At 74.6% G+C, this 17044-nt stretch carries 14 protein-coding genes and 1 tRNA gene; 7 read left to right on the top strand and 8 right to left on the bottom strand.

The features are described from left to right. The first annotated feature begins 43 nt into the window (after positions 1–43). Positions 44–2314, top strand: a complete 2271-nt coding sequence (gene treY, locus JYK04_RS32215; RefSeq protein ID WP_189739451.1) for a malto-oligosyltrehalose synthase — start codon at positions 44–46, stop codon at positions 2312–2314. A gap of 27 nt (positions 2315–2341) precedes the next feature. Here the strand turns inward: treY and JYK04_RS32210 are convergent, their stop codons facing one another. Then, on the bottom strand, positions 2342–3253 hold the full coding sequence (locus JYK04_RS32210; protein ID WP_189739448.1) for a LysR family transcriptional regulator: 912 nt from the start codon (positions 3251–3253) through the stop codon (positions 2342–2344). An 83-nt stretch (positions 3254–3336) separates the two neighbouring features. Here JYK04_RS32210 and lpdA point away from each other — a divergent pair, with 83 nt between their 5' ends. Together lpdA and JYK04_RS32200 are read left to right on the top strand one after the other, a co-directional pair. Continuing rightward, a complete protein-coding gene (lpdA, locus tag JYK04_RS32205; protein ID WP_189739445.1) occupies positions 3337–4749 on the top strand; it encodes a dihydrolipoyl dehydrogenase in 1413 nt (470 codons plus the stop codon). A 134-nt stretch (positions 4750–4883) separates the two neighbouring features. Continuing rightward, a complete protein-coding gene (locus tag JYK04_RS32200; RefSeq protein ID WP_373297451.1) occupies positions 4884–6197 on the top strand; it encodes a M14 family zinc carboxypeptidase in 1314 nt (437 codons plus the stop codon). A gap of 54 nt (positions 6198–6251) precedes the next feature. On the opposite strand, the gene JYK04_RS32195 is transcribed toward JYK04_RS32200, so the two are convergent. From JYK04_RS32195 to JYK04_RS32185, 3 genes are all read right to left on the bottom strand, one after another. Continuing rightward, on the bottom strand, positions 6252–7097 hold the full coding sequence (locus JYK04_RS32195; protein ID WP_189739442.1) for a 2OG-Fe(II) oxygenase: 846 nt from the start codon (positions 7095–7097) through the stop codon (positions 6252–6254). A 102-nt stretch (positions 7098–7199) separates the two neighbouring features. Beyond that, positions 7200–7712 (bottom strand): GNAT family N-acetyltransferase, encoded by a 513-nt coding sequence (locus tag JYK04_RS32190; protein ID WP_308431052.1) that lies wholly within the window; start codon positions 7710–7712, stop codon positions 7200–7202. Positions 7713–7761: 49 nt separating this feature from the next. Continuing rightward, the gene (locus JYK04_RS32185; protein WP_189739436.1) at positions 7762–8325 is read right to left on the bottom strand and encodes a DUF1707 and FHA domain-containing protein; all 564 of its coding nucleotides are present in this window, start codon (positions 8323–8325) and stop codon (positions 7762–7764) included. Positions 8326–8435: 110 nt separating this feature from the next. Between JYK04_RS32185 and treZ the strand changes: the two genes are divergently transcribed. Continuing rightward, positions 8436–10181: a malto-oligosyltrehalose trehalohydrolase gene (gene treZ / locus JYK04_RS32180; protein ID WP_189739433.1), complete on the top strand. Its 1746-nt coding sequence runs from the start codon at positions 8436–8438 to the stop codon at positions 10179–10181. A 3-nt stretch (positions 10182–10184) separates the two neighbouring features. Here treZ and JYK04_RS32175 read toward each other — a convergent pair whose 3' ends face one another. Continuing rightward, positions 10185–11309, bottom strand: a complete 1125-nt coding sequence (locus tag JYK04_RS32175; protein WP_189739431.1) for an aminopeptidase P family protein — start codon at positions 11307–11309, stop codon at positions 10185–10187. Beyond that, positions 11306–12151 carry a LysR family transcriptional regulator gene (locus JYK04_RS32170; RefSeq protein ID WP_189739428.1) on the bottom strand — a complete coding sequence of 282 codons (846 nt, stop codon included), beginning with the start codon at positions 12149–12151 and terminating at the stop codon, positions 11306–11308. Before JYK04_RS32170 ends, JYK04_RS32175 begins: the two co-directional genes overlap by 4 nt. 98 nt (positions 12152–12249) lie before the next feature. Here JYK04_RS32170 and JYK04_RS32165 point away from each other — a divergent pair, with 98 nt between their 5' ends. Both JYK04_RS32165 and JYK04_RS32160 read left to right on the top strand, forming a co-directional pair. After that, positions 12250–12999 (top strand): CTP synthase C-terminal region-related (seleno)protein, encoded by a 750-nt coding sequence (locus tag JYK04_RS32165; RefSeq protein ID WP_229875586.1) that lies wholly within the window; start codon positions 12250–12252, stop codon positions 12997–12999. A 74-nt stretch (positions 13000–13073) separates the two neighbouring features. Then, positions 13074–13146: transfer RNA gene (locus JYK04_RS32160), tRNA-His, on the top strand. A gap of 80 nt (positions 13147–13226) precedes the next feature. On the opposite strand, the gene JYK04_RS32155 is transcribed toward JYK04_RS32160, so the two are convergent. Then, entirely contained in the window at positions 13227–13982 is a 756-nt protein-coding gene (locus tag JYK04_RS32155; protein ID WP_189739423.1) for an alpha/beta fold hydrolase, read from the bottom strand. 72 nt (positions 13983–14054) lie between these two features. Here JYK04_RS32155 and JYK04_RS32150 point away from each other — a divergent pair, with 72 nt between their 5' ends. Continuing rightward, a complete protein-coding gene (locus JYK04_RS32150) occupies positions 14055–14786 on the top strand; it encodes a hypothetical protein (RefSeq protein ID WP_189739420.1) in 732 nt (243 codons plus the stop codon). On the opposite strand, the gene JYK04_RS32145 is transcribed toward JYK04_RS32150, so the two are convergent. After that, positions 14773–16833, bottom strand: coding sequence for a phosphocholine-specific phospholipase C (locus JYK04_RS32145; RefSeq protein WP_189739418.1), 2061 nt, complete (start codon positions 16831–16833; stop codon positions 14773–14775). The two genes, JYK04_RS32150 and JYK04_RS32145, sit on opposite strands and share 14 nt — an antisense overlap. Positions 16834–17044 lie beyond the last annotated feature (211 nt).

Below are 17044 nucleotides of genomic sequence, written 5' to 3'. Positions count from 1 at the left end.
GGGTCATGGCACGGAATCCGGCAGGTTGGGTACGTACGTTCTCATGAGCCAGCCGCACGCGACCCCCGAATCGGAATCTGACGTTCCGACACCAGTCACTCCGACGTCGACCTACCGCCTCCAGCTGCGCCCGGAGTTCCCCTTCGCGGCGGCCGAGGAAGCCGTACCGCACATCGCCTCGCTCGGCGTGTCGCACCTGCACCTCTCCCCGGTCCTGGAGGCGGTGCCCGGCTCGACGCACGGCTACGACGTCACCGACCACTCCCGCGTGCGGGCCGAGCTCGGCGGCGAACCCGGCCTGCGGTCCCTGGCCGGGGCGGCACGGGCGCACGGGCTCGGACTGGTCCTCGACATCGTGCCCAACCACATGGCGGTACCGACCCCGCTGCGGCTGAACCGGCCCCTGTGGGAGGTGCTGCGGGACGGCCCCGGCTCACCGTACGCCCGCTGGTTCGACATCGACTGGGAGGCGGGCGGCGGCCAGGTGCTGCTGCCGGTCCTGGCCGGGCCGGTGGAGTCCTGCGAGCTGCGGGCCGACGGCGGGGTGCTGCGCTACGGGGAGCAGCAGTTCCCGCTGCGGGAGGGGACCTCGGGGCTCGCGCTGCCCGAGCTGCTCGCCGCGCAGTGGTACCGGCCGGCCTGGTGGCGCGAAGCCCGCACCTCCCTCAACTACCGGCGCTTCTTCACCATTTCGGAGCTGATCGGGGTCCGGGTGGAGGACCCCGAGGTGTTCGCGGCCACCCACGCGAAGGTGCTGGAGCTGGTCCGGGACGGGGTCGCGGACGGGCTGCGGATCGACCACGTGGACGGGCTGGCGGACCCCGAGGAGTACCTGCGGCGGCTGCGGGCGGCCGCGGGCGACGGCTGCTGGGTGGTGGTCGAGAAGATCCTGGCCCGCGAGGAGCGGCTGCCGTCCGCGTGGCCGGTGGCGGGGACCACCGGCTACGACGCGCTCCACCGGGTGGACGGGGTGTTCACCGACCCCGAGGGCGCCGCGGAGCTGGCGGCCCGGTACGGGGAGGCCACCGGGCTGCCCCACTGGCCGGAGGCGGCCCGCGCGTCCGCCCGGGAGGTGCTCACCGGCGACCTGGCCGCCGAACTGGGGGCGCTGGAGCGCCAGGCCGGCCCGGACCTCGCCGCAGCGGTACGGGAGTTGCTGATCGCCTTTCCCGTCTACCGGCCCTATCCCGGCGAGCCGGACCTGCCGCCGCGGGCCCTGGAGCAGGCGGCCGCGGTGGCGGGTCCGGGCGCGGTGGCCGCCGTACGGGAGCTGCTGCTGGGGGATCCGGCCTTCGCCGCACGCTTCGCCCAGACCTCGGCGGCCCTGCGCGCCAAGTCCCTGGAGGACCGGGCCTTCTACCGGTACGCGCCGCTGCTGTCGGCCACCGAGGTCGGCGGGGAGCCGGGGCGCCCGGCCGTGTCGGCGGCCGAGTTCCACGCGTACTGCGCCGCGCTGGCCCGGGAGTGGCCCGCGGCCGGAACGGTCCTGTCCACGCACGACACCAAGCGCAGCGCGGACGTCCGGGCCCGGATCGCGGCGCTGTCCCAGGCGCCGGAGCTGATGGGGCGCCCCGAGGGGCCCGACCCCCAGCTGGCCTGGGTGGCCCGGCAGACCGCGCTGGGGCTCGGCCGGGTCCCCGAGGCCGGGCCGCGACTGGCCGGCGCCCTGCTCAAGGCGGTCCGCGAGGCCGGCCTGCACACCAGCTGGACCGAGCCGGACGAGGAGTACGAGGCGGGCGTGGCCGGGTACGTCCGGACCCCGCTCGACCTCCCGGCGGAGCTGGCCGGGGCGGCCCGGGCCAACCTCCTCGGCATGACCCTGCTGCACCTGGCGATGCCGGGGGTCCCGGAGGTCTACCAGGGCGCGGAGACGGAGTACCGGGCCCTGGTGGACCCCGACAACCGGCGTCCGGCCCGCTTCCCCCGGCGGGCACTGGCCCGGCTGGACACGGGGGCCGCCCCCGGGGACCCGGCCGAGGAGAAGCTGGGGCTCACGGCCACCCTGCTGCGGCTGCGCCGGGACCGGCCGGAGCTCTTCCGGGGCTACGCGCCGGTCCTGGCGCGGGGCCCGGCCGCCGGCCATCTGCTGGCCTTCACCCGGGCCCCCGGGCTGCTGGTGGCGGCCACCCGGCTCTCCCACCGGCTGGCCGCGTCGGGCGGCTGGCGGGACACCCGCCTGCACCTGCCTCCGGGCACCTGGACCCGCCTCGCCCCCTTCTCCCCGGGCGCGGACTCCACGGCGTCGCACAGCGGTCCGGCCGAGGTGGCCGCGCTGCTGGACGGCCACCCGGTGGGTGTCTGGCTGCGCCGGTGATCCGGCGCGGGCCGGGCCGTCCACCGCTCAGTGCGGCGGACCGCCGGGGCAGCCCGGATCCGGTACGGCCCCGTCGCCGATCAGCTCCGTGAACGCGGCCGCGGCACCGGTCAGCGGGACCCGGGAGAAGACCGCCAGGGGCCGGTGCCACGGGGGGTCGAGGGAGAGCAGGACGCAGTCCTCGCCGACGGCGCCGCGGACCATGTGGGCCGGGGCCATGACGACCCCCACCCCGGCGGCCGCCATCCGTACCGCCGTCGAGGTGTGCTCCGTACGCAGCACCGTGTGCGGGGTGAAACCGAGCGCCCCGCACGCCCGGTCGAGGACGAGGACACCGTCGACCAGCGGTTCCATCGCGCAGCGGATCCAGTCGCGGTGGGCGAGTTCGGCGAGGGTCACGGCCGGGCGGCCGGCCAGCGGATCGTCGAAGGGGACGACGATGACCAGCTCCTCACGGCCGATCCGCAGCAGCGGTCCCGGCCAGCCCGCGGGCTCCGGGCCCACCGCGAGGTCGGCGACGCCCCGTTCCAGCTGCTCCTCCAGGGCCTCGGTGCTGCCGTACTCCCGCAGCACCAGGGACACCCCCGGATGCAGGGACCGCCAGCGGGCGGCGACGGCCGGGAGCAGGCCGACGGCCAGGGCGTGCACGGTGGCGATGTGCAGTTCGCCGCCGGCCACCCCGGCGGCGGCGCGGGCGGCCCGCTCGGCCTGACGGGCGCTGCGGACGGCGAGCTGCGCGTGCGGGAGGAAGGCGCGGCCCATGGGGGTGAGCCGGACCCCGCGGGGCATCCGCTCCAGCAGCGCGCCGCCCACGGCCCGCTCCAGGGCCTTGACCTGGTGGGACAGGGCGGGCTGCGTGACGTGCAGACCGTCCGCGGCGCGGGTGAAGGAGGACTCCTCCACGACGGCCAGGAAGTACTCCATCTGGCGCAGGCTCATGACCTCGAAGCATAAAGATCCTGCATGACCTTCAGAAGATCATTTCCTTGGACTTGACCCAACGGGCCGCGGATGCTGAGGACATGAGCGACGACAGCACAGTGGATGTGATCGTGATCGGCGGCGGCACGGGCGGCTACAGCACCGCCCTGCGCGCCTCGGCCCTGGGCCTGAGCGTCCTGCTCGCGGAACGCGACAAGGTCGGCGGGACATGCCTGCACCGGGGCTGCATCCCCAGCAAGGCCATGCTGCACGCGGCGGAACTCGTCGACGGCATAGCCGAGGCGCGCGAGCGCTGGGGGGTCCGGGCGAGCGTGGAGTCGGTCGACTGGTCGGCCCTGACCGCCACCCGCGACGACATCGTCTCCCGCAACCACAAGGGCGTGGAAGGGCACTTGGAACACGCGGGGGTGCGGGTGGTGCGCAGCGGCGCCCGGTTGACCGGACCGCGGTCCGTACGGACCGGGGACGGGCGGGAGTTCACCGCCGCCCGGGGCATCGTGCTGGCCACCGGGTCCCGGCCGCGCATCCTGCCGGGCCTCGAGCCCGACGGCCACACGGTGGTGACCAGTGACGACGCGCTGTTCGCACCCGGCCTGCCGGCTTCGGTGCTGGTGCTGGGCGGCGGGGCGATCGGGGTGGAGTACGCGTCCTTCCACCGTTCCATGGGCGCCGAGGTGACCCTGGTCGAGGCCGCGGACCGGCTGGTCCCGCTGGAGGACGCGGACGTGTCCCGGCATCTGGCGCGGGGCCTGAAGAAGCGCGGGATCGACGTGCAGACCGGGGCCCGGCTGGAGGGGGCCGAGCGGCTCGCCTCCGGCGGGGTCCGGGCCACCGTGCGCACCGCGCGGGGGGAGCTGCGGGAGATCGGGGCGCAGCGCCTGCTGGTGGCGGTCGGGCGGGTCCCGGTGACCGACGGGCTGGACCTCGCGGCGGCCGGACTGGCGACCGACGGACGGGGGTTCGTGGCCCCGGCCGACTGGTCCCGGCTGGAGACCGCCGTCCCGGGGATCCACGTGGTGGGCGACCTGCTGCCGCCGCCCTCGCTCGGGCTGGCGCACGCCTCCTTCGCGGAGGGCCTGCTGGTCGCGGAGACCCTGGCCGGGGTGGCGAGCGCGCCGGTGGACTACGCGGCGGTGCCGCGGGTGACCTACTCGGCCCCGCAGACCGCCGCGGTCGGGCTGACGGAGGCACAGGCGCGCGAGGCGGCGTACGACGTGGTGGTGAACACGATGCCGCTGACCGCCGTGGCCAAGGGCATGGTGCACGGGCAGGGCGGCACGGTGAAGGTGGTGGCGGAGCGGGACGGGCGGGTGCTGGGCGTACACCTGGTGGGGCCGCACGTGTCGGAGATGATCGCGGAGAGCCAGCTGATCGTGGGCTGGGACGCGGAACCGGGCGATGTGGCACGGCACGTCCACGCCCACCCGACGCTGTCGGAGGCGGTCGGTGAGGCCTTCCTCAGCCTGGCGGGCCGCGGCCTGCACCAGCAGTAGCCCGGACCCGCCCGGTGCCGCGCCCCGGGCCTTGGCCAGGGGTTTCACCCGGAATTGGGGGAACTGCGGGGCCCTCGGAGCAGTAGGCGGCGGGCCCTGCGGGCATGGCATCCCTTGTGACTCTCCTCCGTGACATGTGCTACCCCACACCGCGGGAACTCGGGCTCGCCGCCCGCGTTCTGGCGGACGAACACCCCGGCGAGGTGCGGCTCCGCCAGGCCGGCACCTCTCGGGCCGGGCAGCCCCTCTGGGTGCTGTCCGTCGCCGCGACGGGCGGCGTCCCGGGCGGGGCCGGCCGCAACGTCCTCGTCGTCGCCGGGGCGCACGCCAACGAGCCCGTCGGCGGCGCCACCGCCCTCTCGCTCGCCCGGCGCGTCCTCGACGACCCGGCGCCGCGGGCCGGCTGCGGCTGGCACTTCCTGCTCTGTGCCGACCCGGACGGCGCGGACCTGCACCGCACCCCCCACCCGCACTCGCTGCTGGACTACCACCGGAACTTCTTCCGGCCGCCCGGACCCGAACAGCCCGAGTGGGCCCCGTCGTTACTGCCTGCGGACCGGCTTCCGCCCGAGACCCTGGCCCTGATGGCGCTCATCGACGAACTGCGGCCCGTCCTGCAGGTCTCCCTGCACGCCACCGACCTCGGCGGCTCCTGGGTGCAGCTCACCCGGGACGTACCCGGCCTCGCCGAGCCGTTCGCCGAATCGGCCGCCGAGCTGCGCATCCCGGTGGAGAACGGGCCCTCGGACGCGGCCGGCTGGCCCTCCCCCGGAACCGGGATCTTCGTGATCCCGCAGCCGGGCAGCGAGGCCGCCGGGGCCTTCCACCCGGAGGACACCCGGCTGAGCACCTGGTACCACGCCCACCGCTACGCCGGCACGACCGCCATCGTCGAAGTCCCCATGTGGGCCTCCGACCTGGTGGCCGATCCGGCCCCGCACCCGGACCCGCGCGGCGCCCTGCGGATGCTGGCGGAGCGGCTCACCGCGGACGCCGCGCTCGTCGCCGCGGTCCGCGGCGACGACGGCGACGGCGTACGGCCGGGTCCGCAGACGTACGAGGACCCGGCCGCCGCGGCCCTGCTGCGCGCGGTGGACTGGACGCTCGAGCTGATCCCCCGGATCGCCGCCGAGTGGACGGCCGTGGCCCCCGCGGAGGCCACGGCGGCGTACATCGCCAGCATCGACGCCTTCGGGCGGCGGCTGTCGCTGCGCGCCGCCGCGATGCTGCTGCGGGTGCTGCGCGCCCAGGGGCATCCGGCGGCGCCCGGGCTGGACCGGCTGGTCACCGGGTGGTGCGAGGACTTCGCGATCTGCTTCGGGGCCCGCTGGGTCCCGGTGGCCACCCAGGTGGAACACCAGTCCCGGACCGTCCTGGCCGCCTACGACCGCCTCCTCGCGGCCGGCCGGGCCGAGCGGGCGGGCGAACCGATCGGGCGGGCGGACTGAGCCGGCGGCCGTCCGGGCGGGCGGGCCGGGCGGGCCGGGCGGGCCGGGCAGCGGTCAGGTCCTGGACGGTCCCCGGCGGGTGCCGGGGCCGGGCGGCGGCAGCGCCACCGGCCTGGCCCCGTCGTGGTCCTCCTCGGCGTCGTGGAGGGGGCGGGTGCCCTCGGCCGCGTCCGCCAGCCACTGCCAGACGGGCGACCGGCGGGCGGCCGGGGCCGCGGCGGGCTCCCCGCCGGAGATCCAGGTCGTCAGGGTGAACCGGTGGTCGGAGAACCGTCCGCTCGGGCAGGTGGACGGCACGACCTCGTGAAAGGCGCCGGAAGGGAAGAAGACGATGGTGTCGTGCTCGGGCTCGATCGTGCGGTAGGTCTCCCCCGGCCGCGCCCTGCCCTCGTCCACCACGGTGTCGTACAGGCGGAGTTGGCCGCCGCCGAAGCCGCGCGGCGTGCGGTGCAGGTAGTACACGGCGGACAGTGCCGTGGCCACGTCCGGGACGCGCGAGGCGTCCGTGTGCATGCCGAAGTGGCCGCCTTCGCCGTGCGCCGTCAGGACGGTCAACGACCGTGCGAGCGAGCCCCGGTGACCGAGGACCTCCTGGACGAGCGGCAGACAGTCCGCCAGGTGTGCGCTGAACACCCGGCTGGTCACCGGAAGGACCAGCGAGTCACGCCCCTTGCGGGACACCTGTCCGGTCAGGGGGTCCAGGACGGTGCCCGCCGTGAAGTCCTCCCCCCTCGATATCGCGTACTCCAGCAGGGCGGCGGCGCGCTCGGCCCCCAGGAAGTTCTCGAAACGGCAGACCGGCGCCGGTACCGCGGGCGCGGGGGACCACCGGTCGGATGGCGGCAGGACTCGCGGGCTGATTTCCATCGGCGTGGCCGGTTCCATCGTGTATCCGCTCATAGCCCGGAACCGTACGACGGCGGCCGTCCGCGCCGAAGGAGCACAAGGGGGCGCACAGGAGTGCGCCGTGCCCGCCCGCGTCGGCCGTCCGGCGCGACGCGGTCAGCGGGAAGCGGAACCGGGCCCGGGGGGTGTCCCGCCCTGGCCCCGGGAGGGCTCCACGGCCAGGGAATAGCGCTGCTTCGGCCGTCCGGCGGCGCCGAGCCGGTCGTAGAAGCGGATCGCGCCCTCGTTCCAGTCCGGGGTCTGCCACTGGACCTGGTCGAGGCCGAGTTCACGGGCCAGACCCGTCACGCCGTCCATCAGGGCGGCGCCGAGGCCGTGTCCGCGGGCCGCCTCCGCCAGGTAGAGGCAGTCCATGTGCAGGTAGTGCCGGGCGTCCCAGAAGGAGAACTCGGCGGAGCAGGCGGCGTATCCGGCGACCGTGCCGTCCGGGGTCTCGGCGAGCAGCACCCACAGCCGGGCGTCCTCGGCGAACAGCTGCGGGCCGAGCCGCTCGGCGAGGCCCGGCGGGCGCGGCGCCGACTTCTCGTACGCCACGTGCTCATGGACGAGTTCGGCCAGGCGGGGCAGGTCGCCGACGCGTGCGCGGCGGATGACGGAGGTGTGTTCCATGACCGCCATCCTGCGCGCACGCTCCCGGCGGCGGACCGGCGGGGCGCGCTCAGCTCGAGGAGAGCCGGAAGGTCATGTTCCCGAAGCTGACCTGGTCCCCGTCGCGGACCACCGCGGAGCCGGTCACCCGGTGCCCGTTGACCGTGGTCCCGTTGGTGGAGCCGAGGTCCTTGAGCACCCACACCCCGCCCTGCAACCTGAGCTCCGCGTGCGCCCGGGAGACCGTCTCGTGGCTGAGCCGCAGCCCGTTGCCGGGGTCGCGGCCGATCCGCAGGGCCGCCGCGCTCGGATGCGGCAGCAGCAGCTTGGGCAGGCGCTCGGCGTTCCAGGCGCGCCGGACCCCGACGGACACCGCCGAGACCCGGCCGACCCAGCCGAACAGCCGACGGGTCCAGGGGCTTTCGGCCGCCTGCCGGGACTGGAGGTCGGCCGTGAGCACGGCGAGGTCCTCGGAGCGGCGGGCGACCAGGGCGAGTTCCATCCGGCGCAGGAAGGTGTCGTGGGACAGCTTGCCGAGGGCCGCGCCCTCCCTGAGCTGGCCCAGCGCCCGGTCGCGCTCGGCGTCGGACAGCCGCGGCGCGGGGAAGGCGGGAATCTCGAAACTGGACGTCACAGGGTGATTGTCGGCCCGTCGGGGCCGGAGTGTCCAGAACTCCCCCGCCACGCCCGGAATGATGGGCACCATACGCATGCTGGACACCGCCGCCGACGAGGGGACCGTCCGTGCAGTTCGAGGTGTGGGCACCACTGACAGGTCACGTCGCCATGCTGCTCGACGGGTCGACGTACGACATGGCACGCGATCCGGACCGGGACGGCTGGTGGACCGCCGAGGCCCCGGCCGCCGACGGGAGCCGCTACGGATTCCTGCTCGACGGCGACGGCCCGCGGCCCGATCCGCGCGGGCGGCGGCTGCCCGACGGGCCCGACGGCCTCTCGGCGGTGGTCGATCCGCAGGCCCTCGCCCCGCGGCCGGTACCGCCGCCGCACACCCGGCTCCAGGACGCGGTCCTGTACGAGCTGCACATCGGCACCTTCACCCCCGAGGGCACCTTCGACGCGGCCGCCGCCCGGCTCGGGCACCTCACCGCCCTCGGCGTCACGCACGTGGAGCTGATGCCGGTCTGCTCCTTCGCCGGCCGGCACGGCTGGGGGTACGACGGCGTCGCGCCCTGGGCGGTGCACGAACCGTACGGCGGCCCGGCCGGCCTGGCCCGCTTCACGGCCGCCGCCCACGAGGCGGGGCTGGGCGTGGTACTGGACGTGGTCCACAACCACCTGGGCCCGTCCGGCAACCACCTGCCCGCCTTCGGCCCGTACTTCACCGACACCCACCACACCCCGTGGGGCTCCGCGGTGAACCTGGACGCGGCCGGCTCCGACGAGGTGCGCGCCTACCTGCTCGGCAGCGCGCTGGCCTGGCTGCGCGACTACGGGATCGACGGGCTGCGGCTCGACGCCGTGCACGCGCTGGCCGACGACCGGGCGCTGACCTTCCTGGAGGAACTGTCCGCGGCCGTGGACGAACTGGCCGCGGACACCGGCCGCCCGCTGATCCTGATCGCCGAGTCCGACCGCTGCGACCCGCGCACCACCACCCCGCGCGCCGCCGGCGGCCTGGGCCTGCACGCCCAGTGGAACGACGACTTCCACCACGCCCTGCACTGTGCTGTGACGGGCGAGTCCCAGGCGTACTACGCCGACTTCGCCGCGGCCCCGCTCGCCGCCCTCGCCAAGACCATGACGCGGGTCTTCTTCCACGACGGGACCTGGTCCTCCTTCCGCGGCCGCACCCACGGCCGCCCGGTGGACCACCGCCGGACCCCGGCCCACCGCTTCCTCGGCTACACCCAGACCCACGACCAGATCGGCAACCGGGCGCTCGGCGACCGACTCTCCGCCTCGCTCTCCCCCGGGCTGCTGGCGTGCGCCGCGACCGTGGCCCTGACCGGGCCGTTCGTGCCGATGCTGTTCATGGGCGAGGAGTGGGGGGCCAGGACGCCCTGGCAGTACTTCACCGACCACCCGGACCCGGACCTCGCCGAGGCGGTACGGGCCGGCCGGCGCCGGGAGTTCGCGGCGCACGGCTGGAAGGCCGAGGAGATCCCGGACCCGCAGGACCCGGCCACCCGGGACCGCTCCCGCCTGGACTGGACGGAGCCCGAACAGGCCGTCCACGCCCGCCTGCTGGACTGGTACCGCACCCTGATCGCACTCCGCCGCACCCATCACGACCTGCGCGACCCGGACCTGGCGGCGGTCCGGGTCGCCCACGACGAGGAGCGTCGCTGGCTCACCTTCCGGCGGGGCGACGTCCGGGTGGCGGTGAACCTCTCCCCGGACCCGGTGACGATCGCGCTCGGCCGCAACGGGGTACGGGTGCTGGCCTCCTGGGAGCCGGTCGACCACCCGGGTCCCGACGGGCGGATCCACGTACCGGGCGAGACGGCGGTCGTCCTGGCCCCGTGATGCTCACTCCACGACGGCCAGCTCGCGCGGGGCGTTGTTGAGGCGGCGCCCGGCGTCCTCGGTGACGGTCACGATGTCCTCGATGCGGACGCCGAACCGGCCCGGCAGGTAGATGCCCGGCTCCACGGAGAAGCACATGCCGGGGACCAGCGGCTGCTCCTCGCCCTCCACCATGTACGGGGGCTCGTGGGTGGTGACCCCGATGCCGTGGCCGGTGCGGTGGATGAAGCGGTCCCCGTAGCCGAACTCGGTGATCACGGCGCGGGCGGCCCGGTCGATCTCCTGGCAGGAGACCCCCGGCCGGACCGCGGCCACACCGGCCTGCTGGGCCTCGCGGACGATGTCGTGGACCCGCTGCTCCTCGGCGGTGGGCTCGCCGACGTGCACGGTGCGGGAGATGTCGGAGCCGTAGCCGAAGCGCAGGCCGCCGAAGTCGAGGACGACCATGTCGCCGTGGCGGATGACGCGTTCGCCGGCCTCGTGGTGCGGGTTGGCCCCGTTGGGGCCGGAGCCGACGACCGTGAAGTCGACCTGGGAGTGGCCGTGCGCGCGCAGCAGGGCCGCCAGGTCCTCGGCGACGTCGGTCTCGCGCCGGTCGGCGAAGGGGAGGTGGACGATCTGCGCGTAGGCGGCGTCGGCGGCGGCCCCGGCCGCGGCGAGGCGCTCCAGCTCCTGCTCGTCCTTGACCGCGCGGAGCATGGGCAGGCAGTCGGTGAGCGGCGCGTAGGAGGCGTTCGGCAACTCCTTCTGGAGGCCGAGGAGATGCAGGGACCAGGTGTTGTCGCTCACCCCGAAACGGCCGCGGAAGTCCAGCAGCGGGGCGGTGACGGCGTACGGGTTCTTCCCGTCGGCCCAGTCCCGCAGGGTCAGCGCGGTGGCGCCCGGCGCCTTCTGCGCGTCGGGCGCCTCCAGCGCGGGCACGATGAGCACGGGATCCTGCCCGGCGGCCAGTACGAGCAGGGTCAGCCGCTCGGTCTCGGCGGTGGGCCGGTAGCCCGTGAGGTGCGTGAGGTCGGGTCCGGGGGCGATCAGCAGCCCGGCGAGTCCCGCGTCGGCGGCGGTCTGGGCGGCGGCGGCCATCCGGGCGGCGTAGTCATCGGCCGTGAAGGGTGCGGGTTCACGTGTCATACGGGTGATCCTGCCGTGAGCCGTGCGGCGAGGGCAGCGGCCACGCCGGTCGGGCTGGCCGGGGAGAGGAGCTCCGTACGGTGCACCAGGCGCGGGGCCGACAGCGGTACGGCGACCCCCGCGCCGGCGGCCTGCGCCACGCGGCGCGGCAGCAGCACGAGGCCGTGCCCGGCGGCGGCGAGGGCGCAGAGCGCGAGCAGGTCGGTGCCGTCGTAGCGCACGGAGGTGCGGGCGGCGGTGAGCGGCAGCCCGACGCCGGGGGCGTCGATCCAGCGCGCGTCGGCGAGGTCGTCCAGCCGGACGGCGGCCCTCCCGGCGAGCGGGTGCCCGGCGGGCAGCAGTACGGACAGCTCCTCCTCCCCCGCGCCCGTCACGGTGAGCGGGGCCGCGTCGGGCAGCCGCAGCGGGTCGCTCGGCGCGGCGAGGCCGTCGACCAGGCCGAGATCGCAGCCGCCGGTGGCGACGGCGGCGGGCACGTCGGCCGGGGGCAGCACCCGCAGGGTGACCCCGGTGGCGGGCAGCGCCGCCAGCAGCCGGGGGCCGACGGCGAGCGGGGAGGCGGCGAGGGTGACGCGCCCGGGCGGGTCGGCGGCCAGCCGCAGCACGTCGGCCCGGGCGGCGTCGAGCCGCAGCAGCAGCGGCCCCGCGTGCTCCAGCAGCCGCGCCCCGGCCGGGGTCGGCGCGACGGGCCGGCGGGTGAGCAGCTCGGCCCGCAGGTCCCCTTCGAGCGCGGCGATGTGCTGGGAGACGGCCGACTGGGTGTAGCCCAGCTCCCGGGCGGCCGCGGAGAAGGAGGCGAGCCGGGCCACGGCGACGAAGGTGCGGAGCAGGTGCGGATCCATGACCCGCAGGATCCCATCGGGCTCCATCAGGATCACTGATCGGGGATGCAGGAACCGTCGTTGGCGCCGGAGCGGTACCGGGTCGCACGATGACGGGTATGACCACCGCCCCGATCGCGCGGATCGCCCTCGTCGGCGACCGTTCCCCGCACGTGAAGTCCCACACCCGGGTCCCGCTCCTCCTCGACTCCCTCGCGTCCCGTGACGGGCTCGTCCTGGACGCCTACTGGATCCCGACCGGCGAGGCGGAGGCCGAGGCGGCCGCCGGGACCCTGGCCCGTTTCGACGCCGTGTGGGTGCTGCCCGGCAGTCCGTACGCCAGCGAGGCCGGGGCGCTGGCCGCGATCCGGACGGCGCGTGAGGCGCGCATCCCCTTCCTCGGGACCTGCGGGGGCTTCCAGCACGCCCTGCTGGAGTACGCCCGGAACGTGTGCGGGCTGGCCGGCGCCGCGCACGCCGAGAACGATCCCGGGGCGGCGGACCCGCTGATCGCGCCGCTCGCCTGTTCGCTCGTCGGGCACGAGGGCCTCGTACGGTGCGAGCCCGGCTCGCTCGCCGAGGCCGCACTCGGTGCGGAGCGGTCGGTGGAGCGCTACCACTGCTCGTACGGGCCCGCGCCCGCGCACCTGCCGGTGCTCGCCGCGCGCGGCCTGCGGCTGTCGGGGCGCGACGAGGACGGACAGGTGCGCATCGCGGAGCTGCCCGGGCACCCGTTCTTCCTGGCCACGCTGTTCCAGCCGGAGCTGCACGGGGACGGGTCGCGGCCGCACCCGATCGTCCGGGCGCTCGCCTCGGCCGCCGTCGCCCGCGCTTCCGGCCTGGCCGGAAGCGGGCCCGCCACCCGATAAGGCGTCGCGGGAGCACCCCTCTGATCGGCTATGCTGTGCATGCACATCGAACGGGCGGTCCGCCGCCCTTCGTGGTGGGTGTAGCTCAGTTGGTAGAGCACCTGGTTGTGGTCCAGGTGGCCGCGGGTTCAAGTCCCGTCACTCACCCTGTCGATCCCGTGGGGTACGAGGTTCCTCGTACCCCACGGGATTTTTTCGTGTGCCCGACCGGTCCCGCCGGACGCCGCCTAGATCCGCAGGAAGGCCTCCACCTCGGTGACGAAGGCCACCGGGGTCTCGTGCGGCGGGTAGTGGCCGGAGCCCGGGACCGTCACGATCCGGCAGTCCGGATAGGAGGCCTGCCAGGTGTCCCTCATCACATCCGCGGTGATCGCGAGGTCGTACTCCCCGACGAGGACGAGCACCGGGACGGTGTTGCCCTTCACCGCGGCGGACAGGTCGAGCGGCTGCCAGCTCGCGAGGTAGCCGGCGAAGGCCTCGGGGCGGGAGACGGCCAGCGAGTGGGCGACCATCCCGTCGAGCCAGTGCCGGCTCACGCGGTTGCCGGTGACCAGGTCGAGGATCGCACGGCGCTTGTCGGGATCGGTCGCGGCGCCGTGGAAGAGGGCGTGGGTCGCGTCGTCCATCGCGTACGGCGCGGCCGGGACCGGGGCGAGGCCGATCAGCTTCTCCACCCGCTCGGGGGCGCGGACGAGGACCTGCTGGACCGCCTTGCCGCCCATGGAGTGGCCGAGGAGGGAGAAGGTGTCCCAGCCGAGCTGGTCGGCGAGTTCGAGGACGTCGTCGGCGATCTCGGCCAGGGTGTGGCGGCCGGGGACGTCCCGGCGGTCGCCGTAGCCGCGGTAGTCGAGGAAGACGTAACTGAAGCCCTCGGGGTCCAGGTGGTCCAGTACGGATCCCCAGTTCGCGGAGGTGCCGAACCAGTCGTGCAGCACGATGACGCGGACGGGTCCGGTGCCGATCCTGCGGTGGGCGATGGCCATGCGTTCTCCCTCGGTGACGTGGCGAAGAAAACCGACGCCGAGGGTTCTGCCCACCGGATCTACCATCACACCGTGAAGCCGACATCGCGCACGGTGCGCATAGCCGTCACGGCCTCCCGGACCGCCGCCGACCGCCCGCACCACCCGCACCACCCGGACGTGTACGAGGTCCTCGACCGGGCCGAGATCGCGGAGGTGCTCGCCCTGTGGCCGCAGGGCGAGGCGCACGACGGCTTCGCCTGCATGTGCCACGGGGATGGCGGGGTCTCGCTGTACGAGGCCGGCGGTGAGCGCATCCGGTCCGCCGCGCCCAGCGGTCCGCTCCGGCCCCTGTTCGATCCGCTGGACCCCGCCGGGCTCCCGGCCCGGCACCGGGACCGGTGGGTGGCCGCCGCCCCGGCTGGACTGCGTCAGTACGCCGCCGACCTGGCCCGCGGCGCAGTGCCCGGCCCCGTGCACGGGGTGCCGCCGGCCATGGTGTTCAGCTGGCTGGGCGCCGTACGGGAGGAGCCCCGGGACGCGGCGTGGCTCCTCGCGGAGCGGGCTCCCGTCCGGCTGCTGGCCGGGAGGCCGACCGACGAACTCGCCTGGGCCGTACGGGAGACGGACCGGGCCGGCCTGGACGGGGCCGTGCGGTTCTTCGCGGGCGAGGAGTTCACCACCCGGCATCCGAAGCGGCGCCGGGTGCCCGACACCGCGCGGGACCTCCTGCTGCGGCACGCCCGCAGCCACCGCCCCGCGGACCTCCCGGTCCTGGAACGGCGGCTGCTGCGCGCACCGGAGGACCGGATCAGACGGTCCTGATCGCCGGGTCCGAGACGCCCGGGGCGCCGGTCTCGACGTGGCCGGCGAAGCGGCGCAGGAAGGTGGCGTCGGCGTCGGAGACGACCTTCACGTCGTACCAGCGGCCGGAGGCGGCGAGGTCCACCGTGTGGGAGACCGTCGCGCCGGCCGCCACCCTCAGGGTCTGGGGCGCGCCGCCGTAGGTGTTGGTCACCGTGAGGTTGACGGCCGCCGTCCCGGAGTTGGTCAGGGTCAGGGCCAGGTTGCCGGTGGCCGCGACGTGGCGGGCCGTGACCTCGGGGCCGGCCTTCTTCGCCGGGCCCTTCCAGGTGCGCAGGAAGCCGTTCGGACCCCAGACCGTGAGGTTGATCTGGTTGCCGGTGGAGCTGCTGGTGGACCAGGTGTCGACAAGCGTCTTGCCCGCCTCGACCGTGTAGGGCCAGGGGCCGTCCGTGCGGTTGCCCGAGGTGCTGTGGAAGTGGGCTCCCAGGGTCGGTCCGGAGGCGAAGGTGAGGGTGAACTTGCCGGTGGAGGTGGTGCGGGCGCCGTCCACGTAGGGGCTGTAGCCGAGCGCGCGGGTCGGCTTGGACCCGGCCTCCTGCGGGGGCAGGGCGCCCGTCGCCGGCGGGGTCGGGTGGTACGAGGGGTGGCGGTCCTTGTCCGGCGGGACGTACCCGGCCGTGGACGGCAGCGCGGCGGGCGCGGCGTCGGCCCGGGTGAAGTCGAAGGCCGAGGTCAGGTCGCCGCAGACGGCGCGGCGCCACGGGGAGATGTTGGGCTCCTGCACCCCGAAGCGCTTCTCCATGAAGCGGATCACGGAGGTGTGGTCGAAGGTCTCGGAGCAGACGTAGCCGCCCTTGCTCCACGGGGAGACCACGATCATCGGGACGCGCGGGCCGAGCCCGTACGGTCCGGCCGCGTAGCCGCCGCCACCGGCGTAGAGGTCCTTGGACACGTCGGCCGTGGACAGGCCCCAGGCCGAGGAGGCCGGCGGGTACGGCGGGACCACGTGGTCGAAGAAGCCGTCGTTCTCGTCGTAGGTGATGAACAGGGCGGTCTTGGCCCAGATCGCCGGGTTCGCGGTCAGCGAGTCCAGGACCTGCGAGATGTACCAGGCGCCGAAGTTCGTCGGCCAGTTGGAGTGCTCGCTGAACGCCTCGGGGGCGGCGATCCAGGAGACCTGGGGCAGCGTGCCGTTCACCACGTCGGCGCGCAGCCGGTCGAAGTAGCCGTCGCCCGCCTTGACGTTCGTGCCGGTGCGCGCCTTCTCGTACAGCGGGCTGCCGGGCTGGGCATTGCGGTAGGTGTTGAAGTACAGCAGCGAGTTGTCGCCGTAGTTGCCGCGGAAGGCGTCGTTGATCCAGCCCCAGGAACCGGCGGCGTTCAGGCCGTCGCCGATGTCCTGGTAGACCTTCCAGGAGACCCCGGCGGACTCCAGGCGCTCCGGGTAGGTCTTCCAGCCGTAGCCGGCCTCCTGGTTGCCGAGGACCGGGCCGCCGCCGGTCCCGTCGTTGCCCGTGTGGCCCGTCCACATGTAGTAGCGGTTCGGGTCCGTGGCGCCGATGAAGGAGCAGTGGTAGGCGTCGCACACCGTGAAGGCGTCGGCGAGGGCGTAGTGGAACGGGATGTCGTTCCGGGTCATGTACGACATGGTCGTGGCCGTCTTGGCCGGGACCCACTTGTCGTACTTGCCGTTGTTGTAGGCCTGGTGGCCACCGGCCCAGTCGTGGTTGAGCCCCTCCAGGAACTGCATGCCGAGGTCCTGGATCTGCGGGTTGAAGGGAAGGATGTCCTTCGTCCCGTTCGACTGGAAGAAGACCGGCTTGCCGTTGTCCTGGAGGACCGGCCGCGGGTCGCCGAAGCCCCGGACACCCTTCATCGCGCCGAAGTAGTGGTCGAAGGACCGGTTCTCCTGCATCAGGACGACGATGTGCTCGATGTCCTGGATCGTTCCGGTGGTGCCCTGCGCCGAGATGGCGGCGGCCCGGGCGATGCTGTCGTTCAGCATCGTGAGGGCGGCGGTGCCACCGGCTATCTGCAGGAACCTGCGACGGTTGAGTTCTGCCATGGGAGAGACCTCTGCGGGTGAGGGGGGAGTCGAGGGGCGCCCCAAGGACAGCGGTCCCTCGGTACCGGACGGGGATCACCTCGTGACACTGCGCCGTACACCTGGAGAACGAAAGGCTCCCGGAGGACCCGCGTACCTTCCGGACGCGATCCGGGTGGTCCGCGTACTCAGGCGGCCCGTGCGGCCGGCGGCGCCGAACTGAGCATCCGTA

Source organism: Streptomyces nojiriensis (assembly GCF_017639205.1).
Taxonomy (GTDB): Bacteria; Actinomycetota; Actinomycetes; order Streptomycetales; family Streptomycetaceae; genus Streptomyces; species Streptomyces nojiriensis.
This window is presented reverse-complemented; position numbering and strand designations above follow the sequence as displayed.

Coding starts and splice junctions, on each gene's coding strand:
- treY (WP_189739451.1), top strand. CDS start 44: ATGAGCCAGCCGCACGCGACCCCCGAATCGGAATCTGACGTTCCGACA.
- JYK04_RS32210 (WP_189739448.1), bottom strand. CDS start 3,253: ATGAGCCTGCGCCAGATGGAGTACTTCCTGGCCGTCGTGGAGGAGTCC.
- lpdA (WP_189739445.1), top strand. CDS start 3,337: ATGAGCGACGACAGCACAGTGGATGTGATCGTGATCGGCGGCGGCACG.
- JYK04_RS32200 (WP_373297451.1), top strand. CDS start 4,884: ATGTGCTACCCCACACCGCGGGAACTCGGGCTCGCCGCCCGCGTTCTG.
- JYK04_RS32195 (WP_189739442.1), bottom strand. CDS start 7,097: ATGAGCGGATACACGATGGAACCGGCCACGCCGATGGAAATCAGCCCG.
- JYK04_RS32190 (WP_308431052.1), bottom strand. CDS start 7,712: ATGGAACACACCTCCGTCATCCGCCGCGCACGCGTCGGCGACCTGCCC.
- JYK04_RS32175 (WP_189739431.1), bottom strand. CDS start 11,309: ATGACACGTGAACCCGCACCCTTCACGGCCGATGACTACGCCGCCCGG.
- JYK04_RS32170 (WP_189739428.1), bottom strand. CDS start 12,151: ATGGATCCGCACCTGCTCCGCACCTTCGTCGCCGTGGCCCGGCTCGCC.
- JYK04_RS32165 (WP_229875586.1), top strand. CDS start 12,250: ATGACCACCGCCCCGATCGCGCGGATCGCCCTCGTCGGCGACCGTTCC.
- JYK04_RS32155 (WP_189739423.1), bottom strand. CDS start 13,982: ATGGCCATCGCCCACCGCAGGATCGGCACCGGACCCGTCCGCGTCATC.
- JYK04_RS32145 (WP_189739418.1), bottom strand. CDS start 16,833: ATGGCAGAACTCAACCGTCGCAGGTTCCTGCAGATAGCCGGTGGCACC.